Raw genomic sequence first — 18,793 nt, 5'->3', positions numbered from 1 at the left:
CGGAAATTGGCCGGAGCCACCTTCTAAACATGATCGCTGGCTGCCCCTGGGCAGCAGTCGAAAGATTCAAATAAATCAATCATCCAATCCCCCCATTTAGCATGGCCGACGGCCGCGTTGATAGCCGCCGCCGCCGCAAAACAGGCAGGAGGGTAAACATACGGGGTTAGCCTTCTCCTCGCGTGGTTCTCTCCCATGGTAGATGCGTTCACGCCCCTCAGGCGATGTGGTGCGGATCATAGGTGATCACTGTGCCGTTCGTGCTGTCGGCCTTCTCGGCAAATCCGGTCGGATCGTATTGACCGAGCAGGACGATGTTGGCCGTGTGAGCGCCATCCGAAACCGTCAGAGTGCCGCCGGTCCCGGCCTGGTTCTCCGTGTAGCTCAACGTGGTGCCCGCGCCGAAGCTGATGCCCTTGATGTCGATGTCGTCATTGCCATCGAGGCCGCTCACCGTGCCGGAGAAGTGGAAGGCATCGTCCAGGATCAGGTGGCCAGCGGCGGTCGTGTCGAAGGTGACACCTGCCGCCGAGGCTGCCCCGAACTCGATGGTGCCGGCCCCGCTGATCAGGGCGTTGCCACTGCCGGTAACCTCACCCTCTGCTGTGACGGTGCCGCCATTGGCCCAAATCAGGCCGCTGTTGGCCACCGCACTGGCGAGCACCAGGCCACCCGCACCGGTCGCCTCCAGCGTGCCGGCGTTGGCGATCACGTTGGCGCCGGTATCGATCACCAGGGCATGGGTGCCGGTGGCATTGATGATGCCCTCGTTGCTCAGGGTCAGGCTCCCCTGCCCGAGCTGGCCCGCACCCGAGATCACGTTATCGACGTTGTCGAGCGTGACGTTCAAGACCGTTCCGGCAATGACGTTGTGGTCATCGTCGGACAGGACCACATGACCGCCGCCGTTGAGCGTGATCCCGGTCTGGATCAGCTGCAGCAGCGTGTCGTCGCCAGAGGCCTGCAGGTCGATCTCGCCGGTGTTGTGGATGACACCCGACAGCGGCAGCATCGCGCCGTCACCGATGGTCATCGCGCCCGGATTTTCGACCGTCGGTGTCACGTCGAACTCGAAGTTCGCTGCGGTCAGGTCCGCCGTGTGGACGCCGTCAAGCGTAATGGTCTGGCCGTCGGCCAGCGTGATCACGGCATTGCCGCTCGCGTCGTCCGCGGTGTGGGCCTGAACGTCCGCGAAGCTCTGCCAACCGTAGCTGATCAAGTCGATGACATCAGACGACACCTCGAAGCTGTGGACGGCGTCGTTGCCGATCGGCTGGGAGAACACGAACGTGTCGTGGCCGCTCGAGCCGGTCAGGTGGTCGTTGCCAGACCAGGCGAAGATGGAGTTACCCGCAGCATAAGCCTCAACGTTATCGACAACAAATAGGCTCTCCGAGCTACCGTCGGCATGGGCCCAAGTCTCAGCGATATTGAGGATCATCGCTCCTGCATAAGAAGTAGGTGTCGTGACCGTCAATATCGACGGATCGTCCACCCGAACCGTCCAGGAGCCGTCACCATTATTGGTTCCTCCACTCAGAGTCCAATCCATCGGAACCCCGGCGACCGTCACCGTTATGGGACCGACGTGATCCATCGATGGATCTAGCCCCAAATTGATTGGCTGCCCCGCTACTCCGGCCGGCGATTTTGGGATATTGCCGCTGCTGTCACCAGCTCCAAGATTCCCGGCTATGTCGGTGTAGCTGTTTGCCGCAACACTCACGGAGTTGTTTTGTGAGCTTCCGTGGGTGAATGTCTCTGTCCATGTAGTTGCATTTACTTGGGTAAAGCTGCCCGCATTCATCGTCCCGCCACTTGACGTCACGTCGGTAGCGTCGAAGCCAGCTACCGCCTCACTGAACGTGAATGTTATTGTCGCGGACTGACCGCTCGGCACCGTGCCGGGGTTTGACACCGTTACCGTGGGCGCCGTGGTGTCAACCGTGATGTCGAGCGCATGCGTGGTTGAAGCCGCGCTGACGTTGCCGGCAAGGTCGGTCTGGATCGCACGGACGTTGTGTGTGCCTGCCGCCAGCGAGACGTCCAGAGTGAACGTGCCGCCGGACACCGTGGTGCTGCCCAGGCTTTCGCCGGCGTCCACCACGCCGTTGTTGTTGGCGTCGTCGAACAGGGTCACCGTCGCCCCGGTCTCACCCGAGCCGCTGATCGTCAGCCCCGATGTGTTCTTGGTGATGTTGTCGGTGTTGAGCGCCCCGGTATCGTCCGCCGCAGCCAGGTCAAGGGTTGTTGGCGCCGCCGCCGTGGTGTCAACCGTGATGTCGAGCGCATGCGTGGTTGAAGCCGCGCTGACGTTGCCGGCAAGGTCGGTCTGGATCGCACGGACGTTGTGTGTGCCTGCCGCCAGCGAGACGTCCAGAGTGAACGTGCCGCCGGACACCGTGGTGCTGCCCAGGCTTTCGCCGGCGTCCACCACGCCGTTGTTGTTGGCGTCGTCGAACAGGGTCACCGTCGCCCCGGTCTCACCCGAGCCGCTGATCGTCAGCCCCGACGTGTTCTTGGTGATGTTGTCGGTGTTGAGCGCCCCGGTATCGTCCGCCGCAGCCAGGTCAAGGGTTGTTGGCGCCGCCGCCGTGGTGTCAACCGTGATGTCGAGCGCATGCGTGGTTGAAGCCGCGCTGACGTTGCCGGCAAGGTCGGTCTGGATCGCACGGACGTTGTGTGTGCCTGCCGCCAGCGAGACGTCCAGAGTGAACGTGCCGCCGGACACCGAGGTGCTGCCCAGGCTTTCGCCGGCGTCCACCACGCCGTTGTTGTTGGCGTCGTCGAACAGGGTCACCGTCGCCCCGGTCTCACCCGAGCCGCTGATCGTCAGCCCCGATGTGTTCTTGGTGATGTTGTCGGTGTTGAGCGCCCCGGTATCGTCCGCCGCAGCCAGGTCAAGGGTTGTTGGCGCCGCCGCCGTGGTGTCAACCGTGATGTCGAGCGCATGCGTGGTTGAAGCCGCGCTGACGTTGCCGGCAAGGTCGGTCTGGATCGCACGGACGTTGTGTGTGCCTGCCACCAGCGAGACGTCCAGAGTGAACGTGCCGCCGGACACCGTGGTGCTGCCCAGGCTTTCGCCGGCGTCCACCACGCCATTGTTGTTGGCGTCGTCGAACAGGGTCACCGTCGCCCCGGTCTCACCTGAGCCGCTGATCGTCAGCCCCGACGTGTTCTTGGTGATGTTGTCGGTGTTGAGCGCCCCGGTATCGTCCGCCGCAGCCAGGTCGAGGGTTGTCGGCGCCGCCGCACTGGTGTCGAGGTCGATCGGGGCGCCGTTGGCCGAGGCCGTATTGCCGGCATCGTCGGTGACGTTGAGGACCGAGCTGATCGGGCCGTCGGTGAGCGTCGACAGGTCGGCGCTGTAGGAGCCGTTGGCCGAAACGTTGACGTCGACATGGTGGGTGCCGTCGCTGAAGGTGACGACGCCGGTGGCGTCGGCATCGAGGCCGGCAACCGAGAAGCCGGCCGCGGTCTTCTCGCTGTTGTTGATGGTGGTGTCGGTGATGCTCAGCGCCAGGTCGGCGCCGACGTCCGCACTGGTGTCGAGGTCGATCGGGGCGCCGTTGGCCGAGGCCGTATTGCCGGCATCGTCGGTGACGTTGAGGACCGAGCTGATCGGGCCGTCGGTGAGCGTCGACAGGTCGGCGCTGTAGGAGCCGTTGGCCGAAACGTTGACGTCGACATGGTGGGTGCCGTCGCTGAAGGTGACGACGCCGGTGGCGTCGGCATCGAGGCCGGCAACCGAGAAGCCGGCCGCGGTCTTCTCGCTGTTGTTGATGGTGGTGTCGGTGATGCTCAGCGCCAGGTCGGCGCCGACGTCCGCACTGGTGTCGAGGTCGATCGGGGCGCCGTTGGCCGAGGCCGTATTGCCGGCATCGTCGGTGACGTTGAGGACCGAGCTGATCGGGCCGTCGGTGAGCGTCGACAGGTCGGCGCTGTAGGAGCCGTTGGCCGAAACGTTGACGTCGACATGGTGGGTGCCGTCGCTGAAGGTGACGACGCCGGTGGCGTCGGCATCGAGGCCGGCAACCGAGAAGCCGGCCGCGGTCTTCTCGCTGTTGTTGATGGTGGTGTCGGTGATGCTCAGCGCCAGGTCGGCGCCGACGTCCGCACTGGTGTCGAGGTCGATCGGGGCGCCGTTGGCCGAGGCCGTATTGCCGGCATCGTCGGTGACGTTGAGGACCGAGCTGATCGGGCCGTCGGTGAGCGTCGACAGGTCGGCGCTGTAGGAGCCGTTGGCCGAAACGTTGACGTCGACATGGTGGGTGCCGTCGCTGAAGGTGACGACGCCGGTGGCGTCGGCATCGAGGCCGGCAACCGAGAAGCCGGCCGCGGTCTTCTCGCTGTTGTTGATGGTGGTGTCGGTGATGCTCAGCGCCAGGTCGGCGCCGACGTCCGCACTGGTGTCGAGGTCGATCGGGGCGCCGTTGGCCGAGGCCGTATTGCCGGCATCGTCGGTGACGTTGAGGACCGAGCTGATCGGGCCGTCGGTGAGCGTCGACAGGTCGGCGCTGTAGGAGCCGTTGGCCGAAACGTTGACGTCGACATGGTGGGTGCCGTCGCTGAAGGTGACGACGCCGGTGGCGTCGGCATCGAGGCCGGCAACCGAGAAGCCGGCCGCGGTCTTCTCGCTGTTGTTGATGGTGGTGTCGGTGATGCTCAGCGCCAGGTCGGCGCCGACGTCCGCACTGGTGTCGAGGTCGATCGGGGCGCCGTTGGCCGAGGCCGTATTGCCGGCATCGTCGGTGACGTTGAGGACCGAGCTGATCGGGCCGTCGGTGAGCGTCGACAGGTCGGCGCTGTAGGAGCCGTTGGCCGAAACGTTGACGTCGACATGGTGGGTGCCGTCGCTGAAGGTGACGACGCCGGTGGCGTCGGCATCGAGGCCGGCAACCGAGAAGCCGGCCGCGGTCTTCTCGCTGTTGTTGATGGTGGTGTCGGTGATGCTCAGCGCCAGGTCGGCGCCGACGTCCGCACTGGTGTCGAGGTCGATCGGGGCGCCGTTGGCCGAGGCCGTATTGCCGGCATCGTCGGTGACGTTGAGGACCGAGCTGATCGGGCCGTCGGTGAGCGTCGACAGGTCGGCGCTGTAGGAGCCGTTGGCCGAAACGTTGACGTCGACATGGTGGGTGCCGTCGCTGAAGGTGACGACGCCGGTGGCGTCGGCATCGAGGCCGGCAACCGAGAAGCCGGCCGCGGTCTTCTCGCTGTTGTTGATGGTGGTGTCGGTGATGCTCAGCGCCAGGTCGGCGCCGACGTCCGCACTGGTGTCGAGGTCGATCGGGGCGCCGTTGGCCGAGGCCGTATTGCCGGCATCGTCGGTGACGTTGAGGACCGAGCTGATCGGGCCGTCGGTGAGCGTCGACAGGTCGGCGCTGTAGGAGCCGTTGGCCGAAACGTTGACGTCGACATGGTGGGTGCCGTCGCTGAAGGTGACGACGCCGGTGGCGTCGGCATCGAGGCCGGCAACCGAGAAGCCGGCCGCGGTCTTCTCGCTGTTGTTGATGGTGGTGTCGGTGATGCTCAGCGCCAGGTCGGCGCCGACGTCCGCACTGGTGTCGACCGACGTTCCCGTACCGATATTGGTCGCCGACGTCTGAGTGTTACCGGCGAGATCCTTCGCTCCCGACACACTAAAGGTGATATCGGCGAGTTCGACGTTGGCATCAGCCTCAGTGTAGCTCACTGCATAATGGGTAGCGTCGACCCAATGGCCATTCGCCGGGCTGGTAAGCGTGCCCGCTGCATTGTGAGTGATGACCGGTGTCGATGTCTGGTCCATCGCTTCCGAGAAGGTGATGGTGGCGGTGACCGTATGACCGCTGTCGGAGTCGGTAATATGCGCATCGTTCAGCGCCACCAAGACGACCGTCGCGTTCTGCGTGTCGATATCGGTGCCCGAGGAGACGTTCGAGGCCGCCACCTGGGTGTTGCCGGCCAAATCCTTGGCGCCAGACACGTTGAAGGTGATGTTGGCCAGCATCACATTGGAATCGGTGACCGTGTAGTCCACCGTGTAGTGGGTCGCGTCGGTCCAGTGGCCGTTGGTCGGGTTGGTCAGCGTCGTCCCGGCATTGTTGGCCACCGTCGGAGCAACGCCCGTGTTCATCGCCTCCGAGAAGGTGATGGTGGCGGTGACCGTATGACCGCTGTCGGAATCGGTAATATGCGCATCGTTCAGCGCCACCGAGACGACCGTCGCGTTCTGGGTGTCGATATCGGTGCCCGAGGAGACGTTCGAGGCCGCCACCTGACTGTTGCCGGCCAGATCCTTGGCGCCAGACACGTTGAAGGTGATGTTGGCCAGCGTCACATTGGCATCGGTGACCGTGTAGTCCACCGTGTAGTGGGTCGCGTCGGTCCAGTGGCCGTTGGTCGGGTTGGTCAGCGTCGTCCCGGCATTGTTGGCCACCGTCGGAGCAACGCCCGTGTTCATCGCCTCCGAGAAGGTGATGGTGGCGGTGACCGTATGACCGCTGTCGGAATCGGTAATATGCGGATCGTTCAGCGCCACGGACGTAACTGCCGGCTTCGTGGCATCTACAACGTGAATCGTCGAGATCGCCGTATTGCTGTTGACGCCACCGTCGTTTACGACAACCGAAATGTTGCGATCAGATGTGTCCGGGTTAGCGCTGGTGCTGAAAACAACTTGATGGAGCGCGGTCTGATAGGACGCGAGACTTGCCGACCCAGTAAGGGTAACGGTAATTACGCCGGAGACTGACGTATTGATACTAGCAACGATCCCGGACGGAAGTCCCCCACCGATGCTCAATACGTCACCAGCCTTGGCGTTCGTCAGCGTCACCGTTGCCGATTGCATAGTCGCGTTATCGGGATCGGTAATACCGACATCGGAATCGGCAATCGCAACGGCGGCCCCAGTGTCAGTAAAAGTCGTCGCATAGCCGGAGCCCGTCACGGTGCTTGAGTTGTTGGCGTCGAGATCCAGGACCGCCGCGTCATTCACGGCCGTGACATGGATAGTCGAGGTCGCCGTATTGCTGTTGGCGCTGCCGTCGTTCACTACCACCGTGATAGTGCGATCAACCGTGCTCGGATTATCGCTGGAGTTGCTGAATACGACCTGCTTGATCGCATTTTGGTAAGCCGAGAGGCTCGCCGAACCTGTCAGTGTAACGGTAATCTGTCCCGAAACGGAGGTATTGATCGCTACTGTGATACCGCTGGGAAGCGAGCCATTGATGGCAAGGATGTCGCTCGCTTGTGCATTGGTCAGTCGGATGGTCGCTGACTGCATCGTTGTGTTGTCGACGTCCGCAATCGTGGCATCGATATCGGCGATAGAAATCGGGACGCCGTTTTCGGTGAAAGTGGCTTGGTAGCCGGAACCACTAACACCGCTCGAATTGTTAGCATCAAGGTCCAAGACCGCCGCATCGTTCGATCCGGCAAATTGCACCGTTGCGGTGGCCCAGCTCAGCGTACCGTTGCCGAGACGAATAGCGTACGTGAAGGTATCACTGAGGAACTGACCTGATTGCAGCGCGTCCAGCTGGGCCCGAAAGGCAGGGTCTAAAGTGCCCGCGTCGTAACCAACTTTGCCATCCGAAGTGATCCAGATGTGGGCCCCCTTCATACTGTAGTCGCTACTCGTCGCCTCGGCGCGAACGGTATCTTGCGTCAAAAGGTCGGTTTGGATGCCAACTGCGCTGGTGCCATTGTCAATCGAGAACAGTGTCTTGGCATTACCGCCCAGATCATTTCCCATGACGTCCAGGTAGACGATATTCGCGCTGTTTTCCGTCAGCCCGGTCGAAGCACTGGTGAAAACATCGTCTTGAGCTTGGGGCGTATTGCCAAAGGAAGTGGTGCTGCCGCCGCCAGTGGTTTGAGTCGCCAAGAGCTGGCGCCGGTTGTTTGGACAGCGCCCCGCGGGATTTAAGTGGATTCCTGCCGGGTTATGCTGAACGCGGGGCCTTACGATTTTGTCGTTGCGTCGGGAGGGCGTAGCCCGACCAGAGCGACGACAAAATCGTCGGCGACGGTCATGCGGCCATCACCATAGCTTGCGTGCCGAAGTAAGCCTCGTCGGGCGTGCGCCCGTCAAGGCTCGAGTGAGGGCGTCCCTGATTGTAGAAGGCCAGATACTTGGCAATTGACGCTCGCGCCTCGGACACGCTGTCGTAGGCGCGGAGATAAACTTCTTCGTATTTGACCGTGCGCCAGAGCCGCTCGACAAACACGTTGTCGCGCCAGGCGCCCTTGCCGTCCATGCTGATGGCGATCTTCGCGTCCAGCAGCACATCGGTGAACTCGAGGCTGGTGAACTGGCTGCCCTGGTCCGTGTTGAAAATCTCGGGCCTGCCGTGCTTCGCCAACGCCTCCTGGACCGCTTCGACGCAGAAGGCCGCCTCCATTGTGATCGAGACGCGATGGGCCAGGACCCGTCGGCTGAACACATCGACGACCGCCGCGAGATAGACGAAGCCACGCCGCATCGGAATGTAGGTGATGTCCATTGCCCACGCCTGGTCGGGCCGCTCGATCTTCAATCCGCGCAACAGGTACGGGTAGATCTTGTGACCCGGTGCCGGCTTACTCGTGTTCGGGCGACGATAGACCGCCTCGATCCCCATGCGCTTCATCAGCGTCGCGATGTGGCGGCGACCGGCGTATACGCCCTCCCGCCGCAGCAACGATCGCTGCATACGCGCTCCCGCGAAGGGATAATCGAGATGCAGCTCATCGAGCCGACGCATCAAGGCAAGGTCCTCGGCCGAAACTGGCCGAGGTTCATAGTAGACCGTGCTGCGAGCCAGCTTCAGGACCTTCGCCTGGCGCACGATAGAAAGATCATGACCGCGGTCGATCATCGCTTTGCGCTCAGCAGGCCCGCCTTGGTGAGCGCGCCGGACAAAAAATCGTTTTCCAACGCCAGCTCGCCGATCTTGGCATGTAACGCCTTCAAATCGACCGGCGTCTCGGCCGACGCCTTGTCATGCCCAAACACGCCGGCGGCGCCTTCCAGGAGCTGGTTTTTCCAGATCGTGATCTGGTTCGGATGAACATCAAACAGTTGCGCCAGCTCCGCCAGCGTCTTGTCGCCTTTGACCGCAGCCAAAGCAACCTTCGCCTTGAATGCCGGAGAATGCATCCGGCGGCTCTTCTTCGTCATCTTCGCTCCTGATTCGCGGCAAGAATCCTCGCCGCTGTCAGGCAGAAAATCCACTCAAGCTACTGTCCGAATTTGCGGAGCCAGCTCTCCATTTCTTCGTCCTCGAAATTTGATAAATCGGAATGTTATTTGGAACTGGTCCGCCTGCGAGTGAACGCAGTGGCCGGCTGGCAAGTGATTAAATCGCATGCCGCGATTGCGGCCTCGAATTCTGAAATGATGTTCTGATAAGGTGATCGTGAAACGGCGCCTTCGTCGGGCGCGGTCAGCAGGCGATCATTGGCAAGCGTCGCCGACGACTCGACGCGAAGATCAGACGGCGGGGGACTAACCGGAATATCCCGGAGGCGGGATTCAATTGCGGACCACTCGAGCGCCGGTTCGGACTTCGGGTTAAACAAAAAGCGACTCAATACACACTCCTAAAAACTCTGCCGACGCAGAGCAGGTGTGATTGCAGCCGAAAATCAATTCATCAAACTACCCAAACGCTCGTCTAAAAAAATCTGCGAGCGTTCGACCGACAAGCAATTGCCAGGCTTTTTTATGTTATTTGCTCGTCCGCCGTGCTGTGAAAGACCTCGAACGCACTACCCTGCCCGCTTCGGTGCGGCTCTGAACTCCGCACGCATGAAAATATCTTGTCTTTAAATTCTTTCATCGTGGGAATGCTTGCACTCTGTGTCCGCAAAAAATGCGAGCAAGCATCCCAAAACCTAATTTAGATGCAATTTGCCGCAAATTTGCGCGGCCGTCCAGCGCCGTACGAAATCCTCGCGTTCACCATTAATGTCGAACCGACAAGGGATTCCTCTCTATCACACGTGGTATCCGTGGCTTTACGGGGAAGCCACGACAAGCGGTGGTCGCACTCGCGCCCGTGAAACTACGGTCATTCTGTCGAACCCTCCATCGGTGAAGAACGGCCGAAGACCTGCTACTTTTATTGAATGGCGGACCTCATCCAACGTCCGACCGGCACGGGCTTTTCGACAACGACGATGGCGATCCAGCTCCGACCGCTCGGTTCTAAGAAGAGCTTCAAAGCCTTCGCCCCCTCAAAAGCAGTTCCCGGAGTCCCCTCCCAGCCGCCCGCAACTCTCCGGGTTCGATTGTCGCCGCTGCGCGACCGCCAGCGGCGGCTTGCCGGCGTCGGCCGGCGCTACCGGCGGACCTGCCCTTGCGAGCCCACTTCCTCTGCCTGCCCGTCGAGCAATGCCGCTCCGTCGGTCCTCGCTGCTGCTGTCAGGGCGACAAGACTTATCGACGCGGCGCAGCAGACACGCCGCCGCCACACCGCCAGCAAAACAAACTGTCAGTGCAATTGGGGGACGTAAAACCGTCCTCTCCCCGAGAGCGAGAAAACTTGTGTCTGCAAAAAGGTGGTATCTCGAAATATCGCACCGGCGCGAAACGGCGCCGCTACACGTGGTCAATTTTAGATGTAATCTTGTATCTGACGCAATCGTCACCTTATGCACACGGGCTGGTCCGCGGTGCGCTGCACCATTGGCTGACGTCAACGACGGCGCTCGCCCGGCGACGTAAGCACTCATTTTTATTGATAGTCCACGGATATCAGGATCAAGATTGGAATTGGAATTGCGCGCGCAGCTATTGCGGCCGATGCCAACGAAGCGCCACAAACGAAGCGCCATAGCTGACAATTCTTCGTCGCTGCCCGAGCGCCTTCGTCCAGGCGCGGGTGCGAACGTTGGGGTGCTTTCAACGACGACCGTTTCATTTATCGCTGCGGCCGGCCGTGTCGCGTCGATTGCGATCTTATCAATAAGCGCACGATCAACATGACACCCGCCATGTTGAAAATTTCAGCTTTTTCCCGACCGAGTCATTGCTCTAGGATCGGTCATTTAAATCAGGGCGCCCGCACCCGAAGCATTTCCAGAACCAAAAGAAGCAGCAGCTGCTCCGGGCGTCATGGGGATTTGAGATGACCGATCGCATTGCACTTTTCATCGACGGCGCAAATCTTCACACCACCGTCAAGCACCTCGGTTTCGAGATTGATTTCAGGCGACTGCTTGCGGAATTCAGCAAGCATGGGCAGCTCGTCCGTGCATATTTCTACACCGTCGTGCGAGACGATGACGAGTTCAGCAGCCTTCGGCCGCTGGTGGATTGGCTCGACTACAACGGCTATTCGGTCCGAAGAAAGGCAGCCAAGCAGCACGACGACGGCGAAGGACGACGACGGATGAAGCGCAGCATCGGCATCGATCTCGCGGTCGACGCAATGGAAATTGCGCACCGCATCGACCACGCATTCCTGTTCTCTGGTGATGGTGATTTGCGGGCTGTTGTCGAAGCCGTCAGGCGGAAGGGTGTGCGTGTTACGATCGTTTCCAGCATTCGAACGAAACCTCCCATGATCGCCGACGAGCTTCGCAGGCAAGCTGATGTCTTCGTCGAACTCGAGGGCCTCAGGGCATCGATCGAACGTCCGCCACATCCGATTGCGCCGGAGTGAAAGTCGCGGCCCCCTCCCGACGTCGTCTACCGAGACCGGATCGTTCACCAAACCCGCTCGGTTACGGGAGGAATGTCGGTTGCGATGAAGGGCAAAGGAGCCGAGCTGACGACAGATGTCTTTGCGGCCCGGAAGGGGCAGCTCCGTCGATCCTTGCGACCCGGCTAAATGAGCCGCTTGGCGGCCTTTAATTCCAGCGCGCCGCCCTTCGTTGCAACCATCTGGCGGTCTGTCGCGAACAGCAGCTGCGGGCCGGCGGCCGCTAAGACAAACTTAACTAACCTTTCTGTTCCGGATATCCGGTGTTGCTATTGGGCAACTCCGCGACCACAGCCAAAAGGCTGAATTTTAACCAAAATCTCGGGGTTGTGGTCCGCTCGCGGCGGAAGACCCGCCTTAGTTAGGGCCATTGTGTGGCTGAAATGTCATAGGTTACGGAACCGCCGTACGTTACCCTTCACGGATTCTACGCAATATTTTTGTGAGTTGGGGGCGGAATTGATGAGGTCGGCATACACGGTCATCGCGTGCCTTTGCCTGGCGGCAACGCCAGCATGTGCCGAGGTTTTCTCCATTAACGATGCATTGCGCCAGGCGATGCAGACCAACCCGGGCGTTGGCGAGGCTTCGGCAAATCGGCGAGCGACGGAAAGCGAGCTGAGGCAAACCCAGAGCACGCTGCTGCCGCAGGTGCGGATTGACGCCAGCTACGGTCCGGAAAAGTTCGACCAATCGCCGAACTTCATCAGCCCGAACATTCAGTCGGCACCGGTTGTGGGTGCAGGACCGTGGCGCAATGGCAGCCAGGAATCGGTGGTGGTGCGCCAGCTGCTCTGGGACGGCTTCTCGTCGATCTATGACGTCTGGCGCCAGACCGCGCGCGTGAATGCCGCGGCCTCCCGCGTCAAGGAAAGAACCGAGCTGCTGGCCCTCGACGCCGCCGAAGGTTACATGGACGTCGTGCGCTACATCCGGTTGGTCAGCCTTGCCCAGCAGAACGTCGCCAATCACGAGAAGATCTTTGCAAACGTGAATTCCCGCTTCTCGGGTGGCCGCGCCGGCGAAGGCGACCTCGAGCAAGCCCGGGAGCGCGTCGAAGCCGCCCGTGCGGCACTCGCCGAATTCCAGCGCAGCCTCGAGGATGCCAGGGCGAAGTACCGCAAGACGGTCGGCCTCGAGCCAATCAATGTTCGCTTCCCCGCTCCTCTCGCGGGATTGCCGAACAGCCGCGACGAGGCGCTCGCGACCACCCTGCGGTTCAATTCGACGATTGCGGCAGCACAGTCCGACGCCGACGCCGCCAAGCATGCGTTCAAGGCCACGGACGGAACGTTCGGCCCGAAGTTTTATCTCGAGGGACGGGCAACCCACTACGACAACTCGTACCCCTACGTGGCGGCCACCGGAACTCCCGCCATTACGCATGAGGACTACAGTGGCAAGGTGGTGATGTCCTGGGACATCTTCCGCGGCGGCCAGGATGCCTGGAACAGGTCGGAGAAGGCCGAGCGCTTTACCGAAGCCACCATGCGCCACGCGCGCCTGCAGCGCGACGCGTATGAGTCGATCGACAAGGCGTGGAATGCCCGTACGATTACGGCCACGCGCATCGCGGCCCTGGCGCGCCAGCTGGAAGCGGACCGCAAGACCATCGCGGCCTTCCAGAAGGAATACGAGCTCGGCCAGCGTTCGCTGATCGACCTCCTGAACGCCCAGAACCAGTTCTTCAACGCGTCGGTCTCGCTCACCTCCGCCCGCAGCGTCGTCGTGTTCGCCGACTATCAGCTGCTGGCCGCGATGGGGACCCTGATCGAGTATCTGAAGGCTCCCCCGCCGGTCGATGCTGCCCCCACGGACATGCTTTCGATTGGCCTGCCCCGCTACTCGTTCCCCACACTGCGCGTGAACGTGCCGCAAACGGGGTCCGAACCGCTGCACGTCGGCGTTCCGGCCCCCGTAGCCCGTCCCGGCAAGACCTATGCGGCGGCCCAGCCCAAGGAGGTCGGCAAAGATGTCGGTTTTGCCGACCGTTGGACCGGCTCGACGACGGCCGCGGCCGTGCCCGGTTCCTCGGAATGGATGCAGCAGCAGAAGAGTGCGAGCGACGGCCCGAACGTCATCTACGCGGATCCATCGGTCTCGGCGAATGCGAGTTCCTATGCCTCGACCAAGCCCCACTGGCTGCTGTCGGCCTTCCCGAGCTCCGCTCGGTAGAAGGCCCGCCAACCAAAATCCGGACTGCCGGAAGGGCCCCAAACGGGGCCCTTTCGATTCCGTATTAATACTTAAAGCAAGTTTCGCTGATTTCGTTCGCCGTTTGTTGTAGCCTGCGCGCAATCTTTAAATGAGATTTCTGCATTTCCATTTTGGTTGTCGAGGTTTCGAATTGTTATTGCGAACTCCCAGCCCGGCGGCTGACGCCGGCCGCCTCTCGCCGGATGAATCAACTTCAAAGCCTGCCGCGATAGGTCGGCCGAGTGCATTGGGCGACGATCCCCTCAGCGCGTCGTTGACCTATCTTGCGGCCTATCACGGCCGCGCGGTGAGCCGCGAAGCTCTGCTCGGCGGACTGCCGATCAAGGACGGACGCCTGTCCGTCTCGCTCTACGACCGTGCGGCCAGACGCGCGGGCCTGGAGACCGAGGCCGTCAAGCGCGACATTTCGGAAATTCCTGCGCTTGTCTTGCCGGCTGTCCTCATCATGAAGAACGGAACGGCGCTCATCCTTCTGGGCGTGGACACGGCGACCAAGACCATCAAGATCGTCGATCCTGAGACGCCGAACAGCCCGCGCATCGTCGAACTCGCCTCGCTCGCCGCCGACTACACCGGATACGCGTTCCTGGTGAGAAGTGCTGCGCACGCCGATGCGCGCACCGTCGCCGCCGGCGACATCCCGAGGAGCCACTGGTTCTGGTCGGTGGTCAAGACGCATTGGCCCAGTTACGGCCACATCGCGATCGCCGCGTTTCTGACCAACATCCTCGCGCTGGCGACGCCGCTGTTCACGATGAGCGTCTATGACCGCGTCATCCCCAATGGCGCGATCCCCTCCCTGATCGCGCTGTCGATCGGCATGGGGCTCGGTATCCTGTTCGATTTCATCTTCCGCATGGTCCGCAGTCGCATGATCGACGTGACCGGCAAGACCATCGACGTCGTGCTGGCCGCCAACATCTTCGAGCATGTGATGGCGGTGAAGATGGCGCAACGGCCGACCTCCGTCGGCATCCTCGCCAACCAGCTCCGGGACTTTGACTCGGTGCGCGAATTCTTCACGTCCGGAAGCGTGGTTTCCGCGACCGACCTGCTGTTTGCTGTGCTCTTTGTCGGGGTGCTGTTCCTCATTGCCGGGCCGTTGGCGTGGATCCCGCTGCTCATGCTCCCGCTCGTCATGCTGATCGGCTTCCTGCTGCAACGCCCGCTCGATCGCGCCATGAAGCGCCTGCAGGCCGAATCCGCCGCGCGTCACGGCGTGCTCGTCGAGTCCTTGTCGGGTCTCGAAACCGTCCGCGCGACCGGCGCCGAGGCGCGCATGCAGACCCTGTGGGAGCGTTCGGTCGCAGCGACCGCCCGATCCGGTGAGGACGTTCACTTCTGGTCGTCGCTGTCGCTGACGAGTGCGAGCACCGCCCAGCAGATCACCAGCCTGCTGCTCGTCATCGTCGGCATCTTCCTGATCCTCGACGGCAAGCTCAGCGTCGGCGCGCTGGTCGCAGCGAACATGCTCGCCGCCCGCGTCCTGGCGCCGATCGCCGGAATAGCCTCTGTCATCACCAAGGGAACGCAGACGATATCGGCCCTCAAGGCGATCGACCGCATCATGTCGATCGAGCGGGAACGTTCGCCGACCCGATCCTATGTCGCGAGACGGATCGAAGACGGCAAGGTCGCCTTCGAGAACGTGTCGTTCGCCTACCCCAACGCGCCGGGCAACGCGCTCGAAAAGGTCAGCTTCAAGATCGAGGGCGGCGAAAGGGTCGGCATCATCGGCCGGGTGGGATCGGGCAAGACCACGGTCGGCAGATTGCTGCTCGGATTCTACGAGCCGAAGGAAGGCCGTATCCTGGTCGACGGCGTCGACTCCCGGCAATACGATCCTTCGGACCTGCGCGCCGGCATCGGCTTTGCGATGCAGGATACCGACCTGTTCTTCGGCAAGCTGCGCGACAACATCGCCCTCGGCAAACCGGAAGCGACCGACGAGGAAGTCCTGATTGCCGCGCGGCTCTCCGGCGTCGAGAGCTTCATCGCCGGCCATCCGATGGGCTATGACATGCCGATCTCGGAAGGTGGCCGCAGCCTGTCGGGCGGCCAGAAGCAGGCCATCGGGCTCGCGCGCGTCCTGATCCGCAAGCCTCGCGTGCTCTTCCTCGACGAGCCGACCGCGCATTTCGACATTCGCAGCGAACAGGAATTCCTTGAGCGGCTCAAAGGGCTCCAGGACGATCGCATGACCATCATCATCTCGACCCATCGTTTGTCATTGCTGAACATGGTCGATCGGCTGCTGCTGTTTGACAATGGCCATTTGGTTGCCGACGGCCCGCGCGACAAGGTGCTCGCCCTGCTGCAGGGAAGGCCTGCGTCCGCGGCTCCGTCGCCGGAGAATACGATCCAGCCGAAATCTGCATAACGAGCAAATATTATGGCGTCTTCCGATTTTGCGTTTGCAAATGATATCCGGTCCGCGGCGTTGCTGCGCACGCCCCGCACCTCCCGCATGCTGCTGTGGACGTCCTGCGCGCTGCTTGTGACGTTCCTGACCTGGGCGCACTTTGCCGTGCTCGACGAGGTCAAGCGCGGCAGCGGGCGCGTCGTGCCGTCGCGGCAGATGCAGGTGGTGCAGTCGCTCGAAGGTGGCATCGTCGGCGATATCCTGGTGCGGGAAGGCGACATCGTTCAGCAGGGCCAGTCCCTGATGCGCATCGACGACACGAAGTTCGCTTCCGAGTTCGGCGAAATCCGCGAGCGCCGCGCGGCGATGGCGGCGCGGGTGGCCCGGCTTGAGACCGAGGCGCGCGGGCGAAGCGAGATCACCTTTCCGGATCAAGTCGACACGGTGGCTCCGGCCGCCGTTGCGACCGAGGCCAGCGTGTTCAAGATGCGGGCCCAGAAGGTCGCGCAGGACATCGATGTCCTCAATCAGCAGGTCACCCGCCTCTCCGGCTCCCTCAAGCTTCTGGAACGCGAGCAGAGCCTGACGCGCAAGCTCTATGAGCAGAAGGTCGTGCCCGAGATCGAGATGCTGCGGCTGGACCGGCAGGCCACCGAGATGAAGGGACAGCTCGCCGAAGCGCAATCGAAGATCGCGAACATCACCGCCTCCTTCCGCTCGCAGGCCGACGAGGATCTGGCCAAATCGCGCGGCGATCTCGCCGTGCTCGACGAGAACATCAAGTCCGCCCAGGACCGGGTGCGCCGCACCGACCTGAAGGCACCGGTCCACGGCATCGTCAACAAACTGAACGTCAGCACGGTCGGTGCCGTCGTGCAGCCGGGCGCCAATCTGATGGATATCGTGCCGCTGGACGACACGCTCCTGGTCGAGGGGCGGATTCGTCCCCAGGACATCGCGTTCATTCGCCCCAACCAGGACGCGGTGGTGAAGATCAGCGCCTATGATTCCTCGGTCTACGGATCGCTGAAGGGCAAGGTTGAACGCATCAGCGCCGACACCATCGTCGACGACAAGGCGGAAAAGACCGAACGTCCGGAGACCTTCTATCGGGTCATGGTGCGCACCGACAAAAACCATCTCGGCACCGAGCAGAATCCGCATCCGATCATTCCGGGAATGGTGGCCACGGTCGAGGTGCTGACCGGCGAGAAGTCGGTGCTGGACTACATCGTGAAGCCTGCGCGCCTGCTGCGTGACGAGGCCCTGCGCGAACGCTGATCGGCCTTGCGGATTGCGTGGTTAACCGATCGTGACTTTCGATCGTTCAATTTCGAACGAACGGGCAAACCCTGGATTGACCGCTTTTCCGACATTCCCGGCACCGGCCCCCTCCACTTAACCCCGCTTAAGCGGCGCGCGCGCCAGTCTACGTCCCGATAACAGCGGGGACGCAGATCGACGCATAGACGTTGACGGTCCCCGATAGTGGGGACGTCATATGAAGTCGCTGAAGTCTGCCGCGTCGGCGGTCATCGCCGTGGCTGCACTGTCGATAGGTCTTTGCGCGGCGCCATCAGCGTTTGCTGCGGACAAGCTCACGCTCGGCAACGGCGCCGGCGAGCCCCCGCCGGCTTCGGACGCAGCATCAAACCGCCCACCGGCCACCTTCTTCACCATCAGCGACGTTCTGGCCAAGCTCGACCGGCAGCGCGGCCGTGGTCCGAACGCGATCCGCACCGCTTCGCTCACCCCGCTGGATACCGCGACCGACGCCATGCCTGCGGCGAAGCCGCTTCCGCCTGTTGGCACCGAGCCGTTCGGCCTGTTCACCTTCCGCGCACCGGAGAACAGCCTCTGGCGCAAATGGCGCGGCCTCGAATCCGACCTCGCCAGGGAGCGGACCATCCTCGAGCAGTGCCGCGAGAACGCCGCCGGCTGCCCGTCGCATGCCGCGCAATTCCTCCGCCTGATCGGCGCGGTCAAATCCAAGTCCGGACGCGACCGGCTGGATGAGGCCAACCGCGCCGTCAACCAGACGATCCGCTATGTCAGCGACTTCGCCCAGCACGGCGAGGCCGACCGCTGGACCGCCCCGCTTGCCACCTTTGCAACCGGCAAGGGCGATTGCGAGGACTACGCGATCGCAAAATTGATCGCGCTCAGCGAAGCCGGCTTCCCGCGCGAGGATCTGCGCCTGGTGCTGGGCCGGGACCGCGCGATCCGCCAGGATCATGCCGTGCTGGCGGCGCGCCTGGATGGCCATTGGCTGATCCTCGACAGCCGCCGCTCCGAACTGATCGACGACGGCGAGCTCGGCAACTTCACGCCGCTGTTTGCGATCAACGAACGCGGCGTCCAGCTGTTTGCGGCGCCCTACGCCAGGCGTCTCCCGCTCGATGGCGAGGCCGACGCGGCGCCGGCGGCCGCCAATGCGGCGGACGCCGAGTGGACCGGGGTGGAGCCGCTTGAAGCGGCAAGCCCCCTCACCGGCTTCCTGCCCGTGCTGATGTGATTGCGCCCGAGTAAGGGCGCGTTC

The 18,793-nt window shown here is 62.4% G+C and carries 7 protein-coding genes; 5 read left to right on the top strand and 2 right to left on the bottom strand.

What is annotated here, in order from left to right:
- Positions 1-217: 217 nt before the first annotated feature.
- Positions 218-7,873 (bottom strand): Ig-like domain-containing protein, encoded by a 7,656-nt coding sequence (locus HAP54_RS31840; protein ID WP_166294186.1) that lies wholly within the window; start codon positions 7,871-7,873, stop codon positions 218-220.
- A gap of 145 nt (positions 7,874-8,018) precedes the next feature.
- Positions 8,019-9,148, bottom strand: a protein-coding gene (locus HAP54_RS31835) for an IS3-like element ISRj2 family transposase (protein WP_166204126.1) whose coding sequence is annotated in 2 segments (ribosomal slippage) — positions 8,019-8,896 and positions 8,896-9,148 — 1,131 coding nt in all. Because the reading frame shifts where the segments join, the coding sequence is not laid out codon by codon here.
- Positions 9,149-11,099: 1,951 nt separating this feature from the next.
- On the opposite strand from HAP54_RS31835, the gene HAP54_RS31830 reads away from it, so the two are divergent.
- From HAP54_RS31830 to HAP54_RS31810, 5 genes are all read left to right on the top strand, one after another.
- Positions 11,100-11,636: an NYN domain-containing protein gene (locus tag HAP54_RS31830; protein WP_166294184.1), complete on the top strand. Its 537-nt coding sequence runs from the start codon at positions 11,100-11,102 to the stop codon at positions 11,634-11,636.
- A gap of 501 nt (positions 11,637-12,137) precedes the next feature.
- On the top strand, positions 12,138-13,850 hold the full coding sequence (locus tag HAP54_RS31825) for a TolC family outer membrane protein (protein ID WP_166294183.1): 1,713 nt from the start codon (positions 12,138-12,140) through the stop codon (positions 13,848-13,850).
- Positions 13,851-14,100: 250 nt separating this feature from the next.
- Positions 14,101-16,272, top strand: coding sequence for a type I secretion system permease/ATPase (locus HAP54_RS31820; protein WP_166306567.1), 2,172 nt, complete (start codon positions 14,101-14,103; stop codon positions 16,270-16,272).
- A gap of 12 nt (positions 16,273-16,284) precedes the next feature.
- Positions 16,285-17,535: an HlyD family type I secretion periplasmic adaptor subunit gene (locus HAP54_RS31815; RefSeq protein ID WP_166294181.1), complete on the top strand. Its 1,251-nt coding sequence runs from the start codon at positions 16,285-16,287 to the stop codon at positions 17,533-17,535.
- 220 nt (positions 17,536-17,755) lie between these two features.
- Positions 17,756-18,769 (top strand): transglutaminase-like cysteine peptidase, encoded by a 1,014-nt coding sequence (locus HAP54_RS31810; protein WP_166294179.1) that lies wholly within the window; start codon positions 17,756-17,758, stop codon positions 18,767-18,769.
- The last annotated feature ends 24 nt before the right edge of the window (positions 18,770-18,793 follow it).

Origin of the sequence: Bradyrhizobium sp. 2S1 (assembly GCF_011516625.5) — a bacterium.
Lineage (GTDB): Bacteria > Pseudomonadota > Alphaproteobacteria > Rhizobiales > Xanthobacteraceae > Bradyrhizobium > Bradyrhizobium septentrionale.
The sequence above is the reverse complement of the archived record's forward strand: the minus strand, read 5'-3'. Positions and strand labels throughout refer to the sequence as shown.

Bases quoted from the DNA above. Each gene is read 5' to 3' on its own strand.
- HAP54_RS31825 (WP_166294183.1), top strand. From the start codon at position 12,138: ATGAGGTCGGCATACACGGTCATCGCGTGCCTTTGCCTGGCGGCAACG.
- HAP54_RS31810 (WP_166294179.1), top strand. From the start codon at position 17,756: ATGAAGTCGCTGAAGTCTGCCGCGTCGGCGGTCATCGCCGTGGCTGCA.
- HAP54_RS31830 (WP_166294184.1), top strand. From the start codon at position 11,100: ATGACCGATCGCATTGCACTTTTCATCGACGGCGCAAATCTTCACACC.
- HAP54_RS31815 (WP_166294181.1), top strand. From the start codon at position 16,285: ATGGCGTCTTCCGATTTTGCGTTTGCAAATGATATCCGGTCCGCGGCG.